39 protein-coding genes are annotated in these 13,691 nt (G+C 40.3%); 38 read left to right on the top strand and 1 reads right to left on the bottom strand.

The window, feature by feature from the left end; all coding sequences use genetic code 11:
- Positions 1-5: 5 nt before the first annotated feature.
- Entirely contained in the window at positions 6-248 is a 243-nt protein-coding gene (locus EYW48_RS07515) for a hypothetical protein (RefSeq protein WP_277432198.1), read from the bottom strand.
- A gap of 209 nt (positions 249-457) precedes the next feature.
- Between EYW48_RS07515 and EYW48_RS07510 the strand changes: the two genes are divergently transcribed.
- From EYW48_RS07510 to EYW48_RS07325, 38 genes are all read left to right on the top strand, one after another.
- Positions 458-700, top strand: a complete 243-nt coding sequence (locus tag EYW48_RS07510) for a hypothetical protein (RefSeq protein WP_277432198.1) — start codon at positions 458-460, stop codon at positions 698-700.
- A gap of 15 nt (positions 701-715) precedes the next feature.
- Positions 716-964, top strand: a complete 249-nt coding sequence (locus EYW48_RS07505) for a hypothetical protein (RefSeq protein ID WP_277432197.1) — start codon at positions 716-718, stop codon at positions 962-964.
- Positions 965-976: 12 nt separating this feature from the next.
- The gene (locus EYW48_RS07500) at positions 977-1,351 is read left to right on the top strand and encodes a hypothetical protein (RefSeq protein ID WP_277432196.1); all 375 of its coding nucleotides are present in this window, start codon (positions 977-979) and stop codon (positions 1,349-1,351) included.
- A gap of 15 nt (positions 1,352-1,366) precedes the next feature.
- Positions 1,367-1,618, top strand: a complete 252-nt coding sequence (locus tag EYW48_RS07495) for a hypothetical protein (protein ID WP_157733320.1) — start codon at positions 1,367-1,369, stop codon at positions 1,616-1,618.
- 159 nt (positions 1,619-1,777) lie between these two features.
- Positions 1,778-2,608, top strand: a complete 831-nt coding sequence (locus tag EYW48_RS07490) for a hypothetical protein (RefSeq protein ID WP_277432195.1) — start codon at positions 1,778-1,780, stop codon at positions 2,606-2,608.
- A gap of 15 nt (positions 2,609-2,623) precedes the next feature.
- Positions 2,624-2,902 carry a hypothetical protein gene (locus tag EYW48_RS07485; RefSeq protein WP_277432194.1) on the top strand — a complete coding sequence of 93 codons (279 nt, stop codon included), beginning with the start codon at positions 2,624-2,626 and terminating at the stop codon, positions 2,900-2,902.
- A gap of 131 nt (positions 2,903-3,033) precedes the next feature.
- Complete coding sequence (locus tag EYW48_RS07480) at positions 3,034-3,348, top strand: hypothetical protein (RefSeq protein ID WP_277432193.1); 315 nt, start codon at positions 3,034-3,036, stop codon at positions 3,346-3,348.
- Positions 3,349-3,364: 16 nt separating this feature from the next.
- Positions 3,365-3,574, top strand: a complete 210-nt coding sequence (locus EYW48_RS07475) for a hypothetical protein (RefSeq protein ID WP_171980169.1) — start codon at positions 3,365-3,367, stop codon at positions 3,572-3,574.
- Positions 3,575-3,656: 82 nt separating this feature from the next.
- A complete protein-coding gene (locus tag EYW48_RS07470) occupies positions 3,657-3,845 on the top strand; it encodes a hypothetical protein (RefSeq protein WP_277432192.1) in 189 nt (62 codons plus the stop codon).
- 375 nt (positions 3,846-4,220) lie between these two features.
- Entirely contained in the window at positions 4,221-4,736 is a 516-nt protein-coding gene (locus EYW48_RS07465; protein WP_277432191.1) for a hypothetical protein, read from the top strand.
- Between the two features lie 15 nt (positions 4,737-4,751).
- Positions 4,752-5,042, top strand: a complete 291-nt coding sequence (locus EYW48_RS07460) for a hypothetical protein (protein ID WP_277432190.1) — start codon at positions 4,752-4,754, stop codon at positions 5,040-5,042.
- 14 nt (positions 5,043-5,056) lie between these two features.
- On the top strand, positions 5,057-5,491 hold the full coding sequence (locus EYW48_RS07455; RefSeq protein ID WP_277432189.1) for a hypothetical protein: 435 nt from the start codon (positions 5,057-5,059) through the stop codon (positions 5,489-5,491).
- 10 nt (positions 5,492-5,501) lie between these two features.
- The gene (locus EYW48_RS07450; RefSeq protein ID WP_277432188.1) at positions 5,502-5,696 is read left to right on the top strand and encodes a hypothetical protein; all 195 of its coding nucleotides are present in this window, start codon (positions 5,502-5,504) and stop codon (positions 5,694-5,696) included.
- An 18-nt stretch (positions 5,697-5,714) separates the two neighbouring features.
- Positions 5,715-6,020 (top strand): hypothetical protein, encoded by a 306-nt coding sequence (locus EYW48_RS07445; protein ID WP_277432187.1) that lies wholly within the window; start codon positions 5,715-5,717, stop codon positions 6,018-6,020.
- Positions 6,021-6,031: 11 nt separating this feature from the next.
- Entirely contained in the window at positions 6,032-6,292 is a 261-nt protein-coding gene (locus EYW48_RS07440) for a hypothetical protein (protein ID WP_277432186.1), read from the top strand.
- An 18-nt stretch (positions 6,293-6,310) separates the two neighbouring features.
- A complete protein-coding gene (locus EYW48_RS07435) occupies positions 6,311-6,517 on the top strand; it encodes a hypothetical protein (RefSeq protein WP_277432185.1) in 207 nt (68 codons plus the stop codon).
- 8 nt (positions 6,518-6,525) lie between these two features.
- Entirely contained in the window at positions 6,526-6,684 is a 159-nt protein-coding gene (locus tag EYW48_RS07430; RefSeq protein ID WP_156835846.1) for a hypothetical protein, read from the top strand.
- Positions 6,685-6,695: 11 nt separating this feature from the next.
- Entirely contained in the window at positions 6,696-7,073 is a 378-nt protein-coding gene (locus EYW48_RS07425; RefSeq protein ID WP_277432184.1) for a hypothetical protein, read from the top strand.
- Between the two features lie 21 nt (positions 7,074-7,094).
- Complete coding sequence (locus tag EYW48_RS07420; RefSeq protein ID WP_277432183.1) at positions 7,095-7,304, top strand: hypothetical protein; 210 nt, start codon at positions 7,095-7,097, stop codon at positions 7,302-7,304.
- A 45-nt stretch (positions 7,305-7,349) separates the two neighbouring features.
- Positions 7,350-7,772, top strand: a complete 423-nt coding sequence (locus EYW48_RS07415) for a hypothetical protein (RefSeq protein ID WP_277432182.1) — start codon at positions 7,350-7,352, stop codon at positions 7,770-7,772.
- Between the two features lie 13 nt (positions 7,773-7,785).
- Positions 7,786-8,145 (top strand): hypothetical protein, encoded by a 360-nt coding sequence (locus EYW48_RS07410; protein ID WP_277432181.1) that lies wholly within the window; start codon positions 7,786-7,788, stop codon positions 8,143-8,145.
- Between the two features lie 15 nt (positions 8,146-8,160).
- Entirely contained in the window at positions 8,161-8,406 is a 246-nt protein-coding gene (locus EYW48_RS07405) for a hypothetical protein (RefSeq protein WP_277432180.1), read from the top strand.
- Positions 8,407-8,415: 9 nt separating this feature from the next.
- Positions 8,416-8,787, top strand: coding sequence for a hypothetical protein (locus EYW48_RS07400; RefSeq protein WP_277432179.1), 372 nt, complete (start codon positions 8,416-8,418; stop codon positions 8,785-8,787).
- Between the two features lie 10 nt (positions 8,788-8,797).
- Complete coding sequence (locus EYW48_RS07395; protein WP_277432178.1) at positions 8,798-9,175, top strand: hypothetical protein; 378 nt, start codon at positions 8,798-8,800, stop codon at positions 9,173-9,175.
- Positions 9,176-9,192: 17 nt separating this feature from the next.
- Positions 9,193-9,396: a hypothetical protein gene (locus tag EYW48_RS07390; RefSeq protein ID WP_277432177.1), complete on the top strand. Its 204-nt coding sequence runs from the start codon at positions 9,193-9,195 to the stop codon at positions 9,394-9,396.
- A 19-nt stretch (positions 9,397-9,415) separates the two neighbouring features.
- A complete protein-coding gene (locus tag EYW48_RS07385; protein ID WP_277432176.1) occupies positions 9,416-9,871 on the top strand; it encodes a hypothetical protein in 456 nt (151 codons plus the stop codon).
- Positions 9,872-9,880: 9 nt separating this feature from the next.
- Positions 9,881-10,315, top strand: coding sequence for a hypothetical protein (locus tag EYW48_RS07380; protein ID WP_277432175.1), 435 nt, complete (start codon positions 9,881-9,883; stop codon positions 10,313-10,315).
- 15 nt (positions 10,316-10,330) lie between these two features.
- Positions 10,331-10,795, top strand: a complete 465-nt coding sequence (locus EYW48_RS07375; RefSeq protein WP_277432174.1) for a hypothetical protein — start codon at positions 10,331-10,333, stop codon at positions 10,793-10,795.
- Between the two features lie 13 nt (positions 10,796-10,808).
- Entirely contained in the window at positions 10,809-10,970 is a 162-nt protein-coding gene (locus EYW48_RS07370; RefSeq protein ID WP_277432173.1) for a hypothetical protein, read from the top strand.
- A gap of 14 nt (positions 10,971-10,984) precedes the next feature.
- On the top strand, positions 10,985-11,305 hold the full coding sequence (locus EYW48_RS07365; RefSeq protein WP_277432172.1) for a hypothetical protein: 321 nt from the start codon (positions 10,985-10,987) through the stop codon (positions 11,303-11,305).
- 21 nt (positions 11,306-11,326) lie between these two features.
- On the top strand, positions 11,327-11,623 hold the full coding sequence (locus tag EYW48_RS07360; protein WP_277432171.1) for a hypothetical protein: 297 nt from the start codon (positions 11,327-11,329) through the stop codon (positions 11,621-11,623).
- A 19-nt stretch (positions 11,624-11,642) separates the two neighbouring features.
- Positions 11,643-11,861, top strand: coding sequence for a hypothetical protein (locus EYW48_RS07355; RefSeq protein ID WP_277432170.1), 219 nt, complete (start codon positions 11,643-11,645; stop codon positions 11,859-11,861).
- The gene (locus EYW48_RS07350; RefSeq protein ID WP_277432169.1) at positions 11,836-12,057 is read left to right on the top strand and encodes a hypothetical protein; all 222 of its coding nucleotides are present in this window, start codon (positions 11,836-11,838) and stop codon (positions 12,055-12,057) included. Before EYW48_RS07355 ends, EYW48_RS07350 begins: the two co-directional genes overlap by 26 nt.
- A gap of 304 nt (positions 12,058-12,361) precedes the next feature.
- Positions 12,362-12,619, top strand: a complete 258-nt coding sequence (locus tag EYW48_RS07345; protein ID WP_277432168.1) for a hypothetical protein — start codon at positions 12,362-12,364, stop codon at positions 12,617-12,619.
- Positions 12,620-12,630: 11 nt separating this feature from the next.
- Positions 12,631-12,864 carry a hypothetical protein gene (locus tag EYW48_RS07340; RefSeq protein ID WP_277432167.1) on the top strand — a complete coding sequence of 78 codons (234 nt, stop codon included), beginning with the start codon at positions 12,631-12,633 and terminating at the stop codon, positions 12,862-12,864.
- A gap of 14 nt (positions 12,865-12,878) precedes the next feature.
- Positions 12,879-13,073: a hypothetical protein gene (locus EYW48_RS07335; protein WP_277432166.1), complete on the top strand. Its 195-nt coding sequence runs from the start codon at positions 12,879-12,881 to the stop codon at positions 13,071-13,073.
- The gene (locus EYW48_RS07330; RefSeq protein ID WP_277432165.1) at positions 13,066-13,224 is read left to right on the top strand and encodes a hypothetical protein; all 159 of its coding nucleotides are present in this window, start codon (positions 13,066-13,068) and stop codon (positions 13,222-13,224) included. Before EYW48_RS07335 ends, EYW48_RS07330 begins: the two co-directional genes overlap by 8 nt.
- Before the next feature lie 11 nt (positions 13,225-13,235).
- Positions 13,236-13,571, top strand: a complete 336-nt coding sequence (locus EYW48_RS07325; RefSeq protein WP_277432164.1) for a hypothetical protein — start codon at positions 13,236-13,238, stop codon at positions 13,569-13,571.
- Positions 13,572-13,691 lie beyond the last annotated feature (120 nt).

The following is a 13,691-nucleotide window of genomic DNA, read 5'->3' as shown; positions in this document are numbered from 1 at the left end:
CCTTGTTACTGTTCGTCGTAGGTAATGCGATTTTGGTAACTTTCCCAAGCATCCCATTTCGCACGTTCCATCAATGTTTCACCGATACCCATTAGAGCACTGCGGTCAGATCCAAACGCTTCTTCAATTTGTTCTAGAGTTGCGTTGTCTGGTAAGCCAGCCAGCACATTAACAGGGTAGAACGCCTCTACAGAATCAACCCACTCTTTAATCTCTGGCGGTGTAAGTTTCGGTAACTTTGTAGTCATACTGTCAATCTCCAAAAATCATACTCATGGTGTTGCTAACTGGTTTTGATATGAACGCCTTTGTGACCTAACCAGTAACTATCATCAGGGCTTAACGAGCGTTGGTGTGCACCCCTGTTCTCGCAATTTAGGATTTACGATCCTATCCATCCATATCAACGGCATTGCCGATAGCAACACCATGAGTATGATTTTTGGAGATTGACAGTATGACTACAAAGTTACCGAAACTTACACCGCCAGAGATTAAAGAGTGGGTTGATTCTGTAGAGGCGTTCTACCCTGTTAATGTGCTGGCTGGCTTACCAGACAACGCAACTCTAGAACAAATTGAAGAAGCGTTTGGATCTGACCGCAGTGCTCTAATGGGTATCGGTGAAACATTGATGGAACGTGCGAAATGGGATGCTTGGGAAAGTTACCAAAATCGCATTACCTACGACGAACAGTAACAAGGGGAATATATCATGGGTAACGTTCACTTTGGATTTGAATCTGATCTTGAAGAGTGTTTTTCAGAAAAAGCCGATTGCGGCACACCTGTTGGTGAATCGTCAGAGTTTAGTCACCAGTGGTCAGGCGTTACTTGCAAACGTTGTATCAATAACCGTGACAAAATCGAATCCGCCCTAAAGATTCAAGGAGAAAATATCCTTGAACATATGGGCGCTATGGTTGCTTTTCAAAAGCAAGAAACTAACGAAGCAAACTTATAGGGGATTTTTAACGTGGTACAAATTGAAGTAGAAGATAATGTTAAATTTACGTCATTAGTAGAGAACGATATTCCTTTGCGTGATTGGAAGCTCCTTTATGAAGATGAGCACCGAAATCAACGATTATATTGTTTAGAACGTGCTGAAATAAATGCTTTCAACTTTGTAATGGTTAGCTTCTCAACGTCTGACGGTAATATAGAAGATTGCTGGACTTCTGAATCGCTATATGTCGATGTAATATTTAAGGCGTGGGTTGACTACAGTGGGCTTCATCATTTACATCTGAATCAATACATTTGCTATCCAGAAACAGGTGCATTGATTGAATGCCTAAATATAGTTCACAAGCACTCAGAAGAGATTTTGTGCCAAACCGAGTCGTAAGGGGTAATTTCAATTATGGCTAGCAACTGGGTCAGAATTAAGTACAAGGATGGGTCATTGGTTTGTGGCAAAGAGCCGCCATTCGAAGTGCCTGTGAAATGTAAATTGCAGCACTGGTTCACCAACAGCGTTCAAGAGCTCGAAATGATCCGAGTCGATGAGTCTGACCATAGCTGGGAAACAGCCGATGATCGCTCCGAACTGGATTTCAATTGGAATGTAATTGAATGGTTAGAAACCCCTGAAACCGCCGCAAAGTCGGCTTAGGAAAGTTATTATGGGTAAAATAGCCCTTTTGCAGATCTGCAAAGAAGAAAAGACCAAGGCGGCAGCTACCAACTAATCGCCTTGGCCGCTGACAGAACGAATGAGGTTCAAACTGTCAGTCGGAGTATTAAATCAAAAAATGAATGAGGAATTCAAGCTATGCGAGACGAGGCAATTAAAGACGAAGCGGAAATAGCCAACGTTGCTAAGGTGTTCCTAGAGCTGAATAACTGGTCGCTTTACCCAGAGGTTGTTATCGACCTTTTTAATGGACGTCCAGATTATGTATGTGTGAAAAATGACACGTTGTGCCAAGTTGTTGAGTGTAAGAAAACACTGAGCTATCCAGTGATCGAGCAATTGGCTCGTTGGCAAATCGATGCCGAAAAACGTAAGCAATGGAGTCGCAAAGGCTATGAGCATAAAATTGCAATACCTCATTTGCTAACCGCATTTGTCAGCAGAACGAGTGGCGGAATATCTGATTTAAAACAGCACATCTTAGAACAATATAGAATTGGGGTTTTCTCAATATCTAAACGCCAAAATTTAAGAACACTAAACAGATCTGATAAACCTTACTTTTGTTCTTGTAGTGAGGACTACTGGAATTTGGTTTGGGGTGATTTTGAGTACACCATTCGTCAGGAAGTTGCGCCGAAAATTCAGTACGGTTCCCGCCAAACGGCACAGAGAATCATTGACGCACTTGATGAAGATATGTGCTGTGCTCAGGCTGGTGTTAAAGGCGGAGAAACAGACTATATGACGCCTTTTAAACGCACGATGAATCGAGTTAGAGAGGTTCTTAGTGATGGTAAAGAGCGTCACATTCAACACATCATAAATGATATAAAACCTCTTGGAGGGCATCACTATTGCAGTGATAGTGTTGCAATGTCCAGCATTTCGAAATTTATTGATAAATTTGAAATCGCAAAACGAACTAGAGACTATGGTGCATGGTTTATTTTAGAAAAAACGTCTTAAAGGGTAATTAAGGCTATGGCGACACTCCATTTAACTCTTAAAAAGAAGTGGTTTGAGCTCATTAAGTCAGGCCATAAAACCGAAGAGTATCGAGAGATTAAACCTTATTGGGATCGTCGTTTAATTTCGGGAAAGTCATTCGATACCATTACTTTCAAAAATGGTTATGCGAAAAATGCTCCCACTTTCACTATCGAGCTTAAAGAGATTTTAAGTGGGCTTGGAGTTGTTGAGTGGGGAGCGCCAGAAAATGAGCCTGTTTATATTTTGAAACTAGGCTCAATCGTCAAGTAGAGGGAAATTGATGCTTTTTCATACCAATAGTATTTTATCAAGCGGTTGGTTTTGGGGCGGTCTGGTTGTTTTAGTAATAGCCACTACTTATACAATCGTTAAATGGAAAACGAGATCTTAGGGTAAATCAGATGTCTGGAACAAGCAGCCCGTCATGGGAGTTACTTAAAAGAATTGTTACTGCAAGCAATAACCGAAACTACGATGAAATGTATGCTTTGATCGAAACTAGCGACTTTTCAGATAAGCCGCAAGCGGCTCATGCAGCCATTTCTGCAATAGAACTCGTTCAAGATAATGTGGATAAAAGAAAAACAGCATTACTTAAATTCGTCAGCAGCGTTGGTGATATGGAGTTAGATTTCAGGGAAGCTTTTCGACTTTCATTGCTAAAGGATTTGCTTGGTATCACTGAGCAAGAACCTCAGAATCAATCAAATTCATAACGTGGGAAAATTGGTTATGGAAAATGACGATTTAAACACTATTGAAGCTTTCGTCGATAACCTAAATATCGTGGTTGATAAGCATCCAAATGTAGAAACGCATTTTTGGAAAGGAAAGTACGGTGACATATTAGCGATTGTTGATGTGTTTGAAACATCATCGCAGTGTCATATCACGGCATCGGGTAAGCGTTGTTTATCTGCTGCTAGTAGCCAATTAGCGTAAGCGGGGAAAATCGCCCTTTTGCAAAAACACAATATCTAGTATCGGTCGCAGCTGATACAGACACAACATATAGGAATTTACAATGAAATCGGCAATGGTAGATTTTGTAAAAAGTGAATCAGCAGTTTCTGAGACTGAGCGTGATTTTCAGATGTGGTACAAACAGGTAACGCAACGTATTGGTTCAAGCGCTGACAGCGATTGGGCATTCGATTTATTTGCTGACGGGTGCAGCGTAAAGAACGCTGTAGCCGAAATGTCACCCAACTAATAACTTTCAGCCGCTTTTACAAAGCGTATTCGCGTTACTGAATGCGCTTGATAAAGGCGAAAGTCGTTCAGCAGGTTTTTAAATGCCTTTAACAAAGAATAAAAACCGCCGATTTGCAGCCGTAAGCTGCTTAAACGTCAACTGGAGGGAAATTAGATGCTTCAATCACACCAAAAAATGAAATGTTTGCTGTCCCTTATTTTGTCCTTGGTCGGCTTTGGAATTGCGCTGACCATGATAGTTTTAGACGTAAACATAGCAGCGAGAATAACGGGGTTGATTGCTGCGTTCTTTAGTGGTTGGGGGTGTTGTTCACTTGGCGTTATGTCAGGTGGCATAACCGAACAAGAATCATCAAAACAGGGGTAAATGGACATGGTAGATATGGCAAAACAAAGACGATTTGGTGTAAAGCCAGAAGCCGCAACCCAAGTGAGCATTGAATCGCTTCAAGGTCGTGACGTGGCAACTTTAAATGCAGATGAAAAAGCCACATTTGATTTTTTCGTCACTCAAGGACGTAAACACGGTGTAGCTGTTTCGTTTGTTAGCGAGGCTCCCCAAGAAGAACTAGAACGTGCAAAGAGTCGTCAAGAATACGATGAAATCGTAGCGCGTTACCCGTCTCGAATTACCGTAACGTCAATGATGGACAGGCAATACGTTATTGATGGTTTGATATTTGAAGGTTGGGAAGTGCTAAAGAACGTAATTGTTGCATTAGTAAATGTAGAGCTAACAGAAGAACAAGCTAAAGACATACTTTCAAAGTTTTCCGATGAATTTTTGGAAGTTACTTATCAGCATGGTCTAAATGATGTTGAATTTAATACTCAGCTTTTTAATTACCTTGAAAGTAATTCAACAATTTTAGACTCAATAAGAACTTAGGGGGTTTGTAAAACAATGTCGAAAGTTACATTTTTAGAATCACTTGAAATCGAAATTAACGAAAATCATGGTGTTGTATATGGTTCAGCATGTGCGATTGATCTTGATGGAGTTATCAAGCACAACGCTGAACTTTATGATCACATGGCAACGTTAAATGAACCGCAGATAAAAACGCAGCTTGAAAACCAAAAAGGCCGTCTGTTTGCATGGTGGCGTTCTGGTCTTCTTACTGATTCTCAACATAATGAAATGCTCACAGAAGTCAGAACCAAGGCAATTAAGATTACTAACTCTTTAGCGTAACGAGGGAAATTTCAATGCAGCCAACGTTAGATGCAGTTAGAGCATTAGCAGGAAAAGATTTCGCAATGCTGACCGAGGAGGAAAAGGAAACATGGGATTTCTATTACTCTCAAGGTCGAAAATACGGAGTAACTGTAACAAGAGTAACCGAAGCCCCTGATTCTGAGTTGGTAAGTGCTACATCGCGTGAACAGTATGACCAACTTGTGTCTCGTTATCCCTCAAAGATAAAAGTTGTAATAGACACTGATGCTCAAATAGTTACTGGTGTCGATAGTCCCGCTTTTCAAAAGGTTTTGTCTGAACTATTGAGAGAAGTAAGCAAAAGAGCTGACGATATGGAGCAGCGTATAAAATTAGATCCGAGCGTTTGCATCGGTTACGACCGTGACTCATGGATTCTGGGACGCATCATTGAGGCGGCTGGCCTCTCAACTTTAGATATATAAGGGAAAATAGATGAATACGTGGATACTCATTTTGACATTAGTAGGCGGTACGGGTGGCTCTGATGGACACACCATTCATAGCATAGATTTTTCAACTCAAACGGCTTGTTTACATGCTGGTGCAAAATGGAAAGACTCTGTAAAAGAGCACCAAGGAGCAAGCTTTTTATGTGTGCCTCGCCATTTGGATGATTCAATAAGCTAATAAGGGAAAATAAGCGTTATGAAAAAGCTAATTATAACAATGGGTTTGACGTTGGTTGCATCGAGTGCAAATGCAACAACGACTGAAACAGTAGCTAAAGAGTTTGGGTTGGCTATGGTCGATTCCTTAGTTGATCTACAACTAGACACCGCTTGCGAAACTCATATTTCTAATACTGGTAAGCAAGTTGTAACTGTGGATTCTGACTGCATTTCAAAAGTGAATGAACTACTCACTACGTTAAAAACAGAGCCAAGTGCAACTCAACTGGTGAATAAGGTTAGCGCGTTCATGGATGCTAATAACATCCCTAAAACTCTTTAAGGGGGAAAGTCATGCCAAAACTTACATTTGTCGATGAATCGAGTTTACTCACATTTACTCAATTTACGGCAATTTTCGAGTGTCACTGTTCTTATACAAATCGCTCTTGGACAGATAAAGAGCAGTGCATTTTAGAGTGTCCTGAACACAACAAACCGCAAGTAGCAATTCATACTTGCAACACGCTTGGTGTTCAACCGGAACAGGCAGACACGATCAAGTCTAGCCTCAAAATTAACGTTGCCGCTTTAAAAGCCCAACAAACGGTTTAAGCAGGGAAATTAAGAAACATGGCTGTAGAGATAACAGATTACGAATTAAGCCCAAAATCGCGCAAAGTATGCGGTCTTTTCATGCTTATATTTCTAGTCGTTGTGGTGTTGCGTGCTTTGGGTGTTACCGTTCCTGATGCGATTAAGGACATAGCTAATATGTTGGTAATTCCGTCAGCTTTATTACTTAACGCAACGCGATTATCTATTTGGGTTAGAAAATAAGGGAAAGTATGGCTGAAACTAAGCAATCCAAGCGTCTTGTTTTAACCGTTGCAAAAGACGAGTGGAAGATTAAAAACCGTTTCATTGGTTTTTTGGTTTTGTTCTTCATGGCTTTTGTTTGCTTAGTAGCTCCAAAAGTCGTTGAAGATGGTCTTAACAGAAAATAACAGGGGAATTCATGTTTACACCGATACCACCCGCTGACGGTTCGGCATATGATCATGTCAGCCAATCAAATAAGCATACAACGAAAGAACGCATCCAAGGCTTAATTGATTCTGCGTTAGCCAGATCGAAACATCTAGCAAAAGTTAAACGCGAACACCCTGATCTAATGAAAGGCTCTTGGGTTGGCGAAAATATTGAAGATTCGATCATGTTTCTTGTTAGCTGCACAAACCACAATACCAATTGCAATAAAGCGTTTTATTTCAACTCTCCTAAGTCATTATTTATCGTTATCCATGAGTTTGGTGAGTCAGATGACGATTTTTCTAAGTTCACTAGCGAGAGTTTGGAAAAAGCCGTTCAGCGATACAATGAGATAGAAGTTTAACGTTAGGGGGAAAGTGGTTTTATGGAAAATGACGATTTAAACACTATTGAAGCTTTCGTCGATAACCTAAATATCGTGGTTGATAAGCATCCAAATGTAGAAACGCATTTTTGGAAAGGAAAGTACGGTGACATATTAGCGATTGTTGATGTGTTTGAAACATCATCGCAGTGTCATATCACGGCATCGGGTAAGCGTTGTTTATCTGCTGCTAGTAGCCAATCAGCGTAAGCGGGGAAAATAACCCTTTAACTCAAATATAAAAAAGGAATAGAAATGAAAAATTTAACACTAGCAATCATTGCCAGTTTTGGACTCCTAAGCAATGCATCAATGGCAAATGAAATACCTAAAGCTGACGTTACAAATTACGAAATAGTAATGCAAAACGTAAAAAAAATGTGTCCTAGCTGTGAGTTGGCTCTTAGCTCTATGTTGGAGGCTATGAATAAACAATGCAACTTTCCTCTTACTGAGGAAAATGTGACATTTGTTGCGAGTTCTCACCCTGTTTATGCCTTTACTCTAGCGGCTAATGCCATGCTTTCGGGTAACGAAAACGATAAACAATCTTTCAACAAAGCGTTAGTTGATAACGTTAATTGTTGGGACGCGCAAGTTTGGATCGAGTCAATTAAAGACGCAATGTCCGATTCTAAGCACTTTCAATCGATTCTAACTAGCGCAGATAACTCGTAACGAGGGAATTTCAATGGCAAGAGACTGTGAGCTGTGCGGAGGTTCTAAGCCAATAGGTAAATACTTTACTGAACCCGCAGAGGACTGTGTAAGTGATTGGTGGCGTGTATGTAAAAACTGTGCAGAAATGGTCGAAGGCCAAGGCTATGAGGTTCACTACTACAAAGCGCATTTAAAGAAAACTGGCAAGACTCCGTTGACTACCGAGCAACGAGAGTGCTCGCATGAGTGGATTAAACATTCGATGGTAACACTTGAAGGCGGGTACGATTGGGTTAAGTGTCAACGTTGCGGCTGTTTTGGTAAGCGATACGGTGTAGGCCAATATGGTATTACTGAACTTCAAACAACCAGACCAATTTCAAACTACTGAAAACGAGGGGAAATTATGATGGACAGGCAATACGTTATTGATGGTTTGATATTTGAAGGTTGGGAAGTGCTAAAGAACGTAATTGTTGCATTAGTAAATGTAGAGCTAACAGAAGAACAAGCTAAAGAAATACTTTCAAAGTTTTCCGATGAATTTTTGGAAGTTACTTATCAGCATGGTCTAAATGATGTTGAATTTAATACTCAGCTTTTTAATTACCTTGAAAGTAATTCAACAATTTTAGACTCAATAAGAACTTAGGGGGTTCGCATGCAGTTTGAAGCAACATACATTCAACAGTTTCATCCCAAACGAGGCTTAGTATTCACCCCTGAGTTAATAGTTGATGGTGTGAAAACTGCAATTCAAGGTGCGCAACAATTTGACTCGATAGATGCTGCAATTGCAGAAGCTAAATTAGTTATACAACGCCACATTGATGCTAAAAACCCCGTAAATGAAAAAATAAAATCGACGCCCAATTACAACGAACCTAATGAAAATGCCTTAGCAAATTTGAAAGTTAAAATGGAAGATGTTCGAGACTCATTCGATGATATGACAGACGAACAGTATGGTGATTGGTTAGATAGTTTGGAATTTGACGAGTTCATTGAACTTATCAGGCTCATTGAAAAGTAAGGGGAATTTCATGTTTACACCGATACCACCCGCTGACGGTTCGGCATATGATCATGTCAGCCAATCAAATAAGTATACAACGAAAGAACGCATCCAAGGCTTAATTGATTCTGCGTTAGCCAGATCGAAACATCTAGCAAAAGTTAAACGCGAACACCCTGATCTAATGAAAGGCTCTTGGGTTGGCGAAAATATTGAAGATTCGATCATGTTTCTTGTTAGCTGCACAAACCACAATACCAATTGCAATAAAGCGTTTTATTTCAACTCTCCTAAGTCATTATTTATCGTTATCCATGAGTTTGGTGAGTCAGATGACGATTTTTCTAAGTTCACTAGCGAGAGTTTGGAAAAAGCCGTTCAGCGATACAATGAGATAGAAGTTTAACGTTAGGGGGAAAGTCCATGATTGAAATCATTCGTGAATTCTATTTAACGCTCAATGCATTTTTGGGATCAGAAGCCTCGCTATTGTTAGGTGCAATATGCATGGCACTACTTCTTTTTGTATCGCTACGAAATAAAAAGTCTGTTCCGATTTATAGCCTCGTTGCATTGTTAAATGTCCTGTTTGTACCGAGTGCTCTATTTTTCGCGTTCAATTACTAAGTAGAGGGAAATGAACACTATGAAAAAAGCATTGCTGATAACAGCTGTATTTTTCAGTGCAAACACTGTAGCAGACACGATACAGGTAGAGAGGAGTACGTTTTGTTCCATGTATGAATCATTGTTAGCCTCCACTGGTCTTATGGAGGCTGCTGAAATGGTAGAGCTAGATAAACACCTTTCTGGTTACAACCATACTAAAACAGATATTTCTCAAATTATCTCAGTCGCTGAAAAACAATGGGTTGATGAATGTATTGGAGCTAAGAGGATTGAGGCATCGGAGAGCGACATAATCAGGGGTTCTGAACAATTCAATGACGAAAACTTTCAGCCAACTGATGAACAAGCCAAAAGGCTTGGCGCTTTAGCCGCTGAGTGGGCGCAAAGAAAAGGCTTTTTCCTTGATACAACAGAGATAAACAAGCAGATAGAACAGCTACAAAGCGAGATAAGGGCAAATAGCTCAAAATAGGGGAATATGATGAAAACAGTAAAGTGTTTTAAGCGTGATGAATGGGTCGATACCAACGTTTTTGATATGGATAGCGGTGATATTTTTGCACACCAAGGGCAAACCTATGTTGCAACGGCCAAGCCTTACATGTCGGATGGTAAGCCAAATATACCCGCAGAGCTTTATGATAGCGGTCCTATTGTCCTTAACTTTGACAGATCACGCGATTATATCTCTATGGTGATGGATTACGTTTGCTCACCTGCGCATGAGTTTGGTGATGGAACTATGCAAATCTGTGATTTTGAGGGTGGCAACACAAACGTTTATTCGCCTCGGTTGCCCATTGCGGAATTAAACGATTTTTGCAAAGCAAATATGGAACATTATGAAGCGTTTTTTGATAAATACGAAAAGCGTCTTGATTCCGGTGATGTAATTGAAATGCCTAAATTTTGGTAGCAGGGGGAAATTGTTATGTCCGAGCGAGTTACGGAAGATAAACCAATTACTTACGCTTATATGGGTGAACGTTTAAATGGTGCAACGTTGGTTGCTATGGTTTGTCCTGTAATTGATGGTAAGCCTTGGGAGAGTCATTGCACTCTTTTTAAAAAACCACGCTCAAAAGGTCGATTGTCTACAGGCTGGATACATTCTGGTACAGGTACTATTAACCCTGATACTAACGAAATTGAGTCTATATCTTTTAGTGATGCAGTTCCTATCAGACCACACACGACAAACGGATTTGATAGAGAAATGTCTATTCTGGAAAGACAAGCGAAAACTCAGGCGACTATGTTCAAAAAGGCAAAAGAACAATCTTTAAATAGTCACATTGATGAACTTGTTAAGCCTATTCGTAAAGCAATGAATAAAACTAACCACGCAGGACGTGCAGCTATTTTAGCAATGGTTATAGAGCGTCTAACGAAGTAATAGGGGAAACCAGATGAAAAATTGTACTTGTGGTGGTGAGGCTATCATCGAGCATGAAGGCACTAAATATTTTGCCTGTTGTGTTGAATGCACTTATCAAACCAAAGAAACCTTTATCGAGCCAATCGAAGCGGAAGCCGCTTGGAATGACGGCAAAACAGAAAAACTCTACTAGGCGAGGGAAAATCGATGGATCTACATCAATTAGCAAAAATGAGTGAAGCTGATATTGCTTCATGGGTTCGTGGTAATACAGATAAATTTTCGCTGATATCTGACAGTGAGTTAGAAAGCACTATTGATGCCCGTGACCGTTGGGAAGAGCGAGCAACAGAACTAGCTAGTGATGTTGGTACGCTACTCAACATCGATGTTGGTGAGCACACTAGCGCTAATTGTCCTGTACAGAATGCCCTTGATGCTGTTTATCAAGCAACTCAAAAGAAAGCCAAAACCGAGGCACTGAAAGAATGCCTTAGTGGTGTTCTAAATGGCGATAGCCTTAATTAACCACGTAGAGGGAAAATATAAATGCTTCCACTCATCATCATTGGCGCTGCGATTATAGGTAGTTTTGGTTTAGCGGTTGAACATTTTTTATTAGACGATCTGATTACATCAGGAATGGTTATTTCTAAGCAAGATTTTTACTTAAAGTTATTGCTGACTTATGGGGTGTTACTGATACCTCCATACATCATGATGAGTCCAAGTCGAACTGAAACAGCCAAAATGGTTGGTCAGGTAGCGGGGCTTGCAATTTTAGATGTAGCTAAATGGATTTCGATTGGTGTTTTAATTGCTATTGGCTTTAACGCTTTCAACTAGCAGCAGGTAGAGGGAAATTATGGCCGAAGGTAAGCGTCCTAATCAACCAAAGATTATCGCTCAGCAAGAGCATGATATAACGTTGCTGAGAAATCAGGTTAGAAACATGACCATTGGCTTACGGTTTCTGCGTGACTTGCATGTTGGTTGCGAACAGGAACATGTCAGAACGTACATCACTGAAACTATTGATAATGCCGAAGAGGTACTACATGGAACAGAACAAGCAAAAGGTTGAGACTCCTGAGCAGGTACTTTGTGATGCATGGGTAGCGGAGTATGCGCTCTTGCTGATCACACAATGCCATTTCGATTTAGCAACGGCTATTGAAATGGGCAAGTCTGCATTAGAGAACGTGGACAATGACATTGCCGACTACAGTCCTAGTGATGCTATTGATGATGAAATCGACGCAATGCGTTCTTGTTGCTAATCAGGGGAAAATAGCCCCTTAACTTGCAGTACTGCAATTCTGATGAAAATAAATTACCAGTTTGGAGTCTGTTAAACGATTGATAAGCTGACAAACAAACAGACTAAGGTACAAAACAAATGTGTTTCTACAGTGTCCGAGCTTAGAAACTTGCACACTTGCACACTCACAAACTTGAGCTTTCTTTTGAAGCGGCAGAAGAGCTTTATATCAAGCTAGGGCAGCGACTTAAAATCGCGCAAGAAATGGTTGAGGACAATTCCGCAATCTTAGCCGAGTAACGAGGAAAAAAAGGAGGCTCTTAATGATTGGTGTTCACGCTCTTGGCAAAAATGCAGAGCTGGTTATCGGTGTAAACGAACGAGCAATTCTAAATGCTGCAACCGATGCGATAGAGATACCTTCAAACACGAATGTGGGAGCAATATTGATTGCTATAGAGAAGGTGACAGATCTCAAGTTCGGCTCTGAACCGCTCGGCTTAACACAAATCGAGTTTACAAAGCACAAGTACAATCTTTTGCAAGAAATGGATGCGGCAATTAAGGCTGCTTTGGATTAATAGGAAACTTGATGGCTTGTAATCAGATATATAACCTTGAAATAAAAGGTAAATACATTGGCTCAGTTACACAAGAATGGAAATGGTATGGTGAGCAAAAAGGTGGTTTGAAGGCTCTTTGTAATAGTGCTGATTATACTTCAGACACTCGGATCTATATCGATGAACAGCACAATGTTGTGGGTGGTTACAACTTCCTCGTTAATCCAGATACAGACATCAAAGTTACACGTATCACAGATTAGGAAATTTCGAACGCATGGCAAATTCAAAACTAAAGGCTTTACTTCAACTGATTCTGGCTTTAATCGCTTGTGTGATCGGCTTTGCGCTGGTGGGTTTTGAAGTGAACACATTAGCTAAACTTGGTGGCGGCACAATGCTACTAATCGCTGGCTTTGCTACATCAAATTCAATGGTAACTTTAAGAACTGATGGGGTTAGTCATGACTAAAACTCACCTAAAAGTGTTAGGCATAGATGCTAGAGATAGCGTCACAAGAAATATGGATGATGTTGATCGTAAACACTGCTTACGCTCTAAAGAAATGCAACATTATCACCAATTTAATAGAACTCTAACCGACAGCCAAGGCTGTTATTAGTAATGGGAAACATGATGCCTGATTATGATTACAAAATCACAGCAATGATGAAAATCGATGCATTTGGCATGAAGCGATTACCAGTTAGATTTAGGCGTTGGTGGGCGTTATCAGGTAACTGGTTTTGGATGCCATGTCCAATATGTAAAATAGAGTTTGGTGGTCACGAAAATAGCAATGTGACTATTCCGCAAGTTCCAGTTGAAGATTTGCCCAATAAAAAGCAATTAGCCGAACTACATAATAAACATGAAATGGTTTGCTACGTTAGAAAGTCAATCTGTCCCTGTTGCGCCATTGAACTGATCACAAATGAAGACTCTCGTTTAAAGATAACGAGCGATTAAGATCTAATAGGAAAAAACAAATGGGGAAACAACGTTTGTGAAAAACAAGGCCATCAAGCAACGGATTTGTGAGTATTGTAAGCAGAAGAACATCAAAGATGCTCCTCACATGCAATTCAA

Origin of the sequence: Vibrio sp. 1180_3, from assembly GCF_029478545.1 — a bacterium.
GTDB lineage: Bacteria > Pseudomonadota > Gammaproteobacteria > Enterobacterales > Vibrionaceae > Vibrio > Vibrio aestuarianus.
The sequence above is the reverse complement of the archived record's forward strand: the minus strand, read 5'-3'. Positions and strand labels throughout refer to the sequence as shown.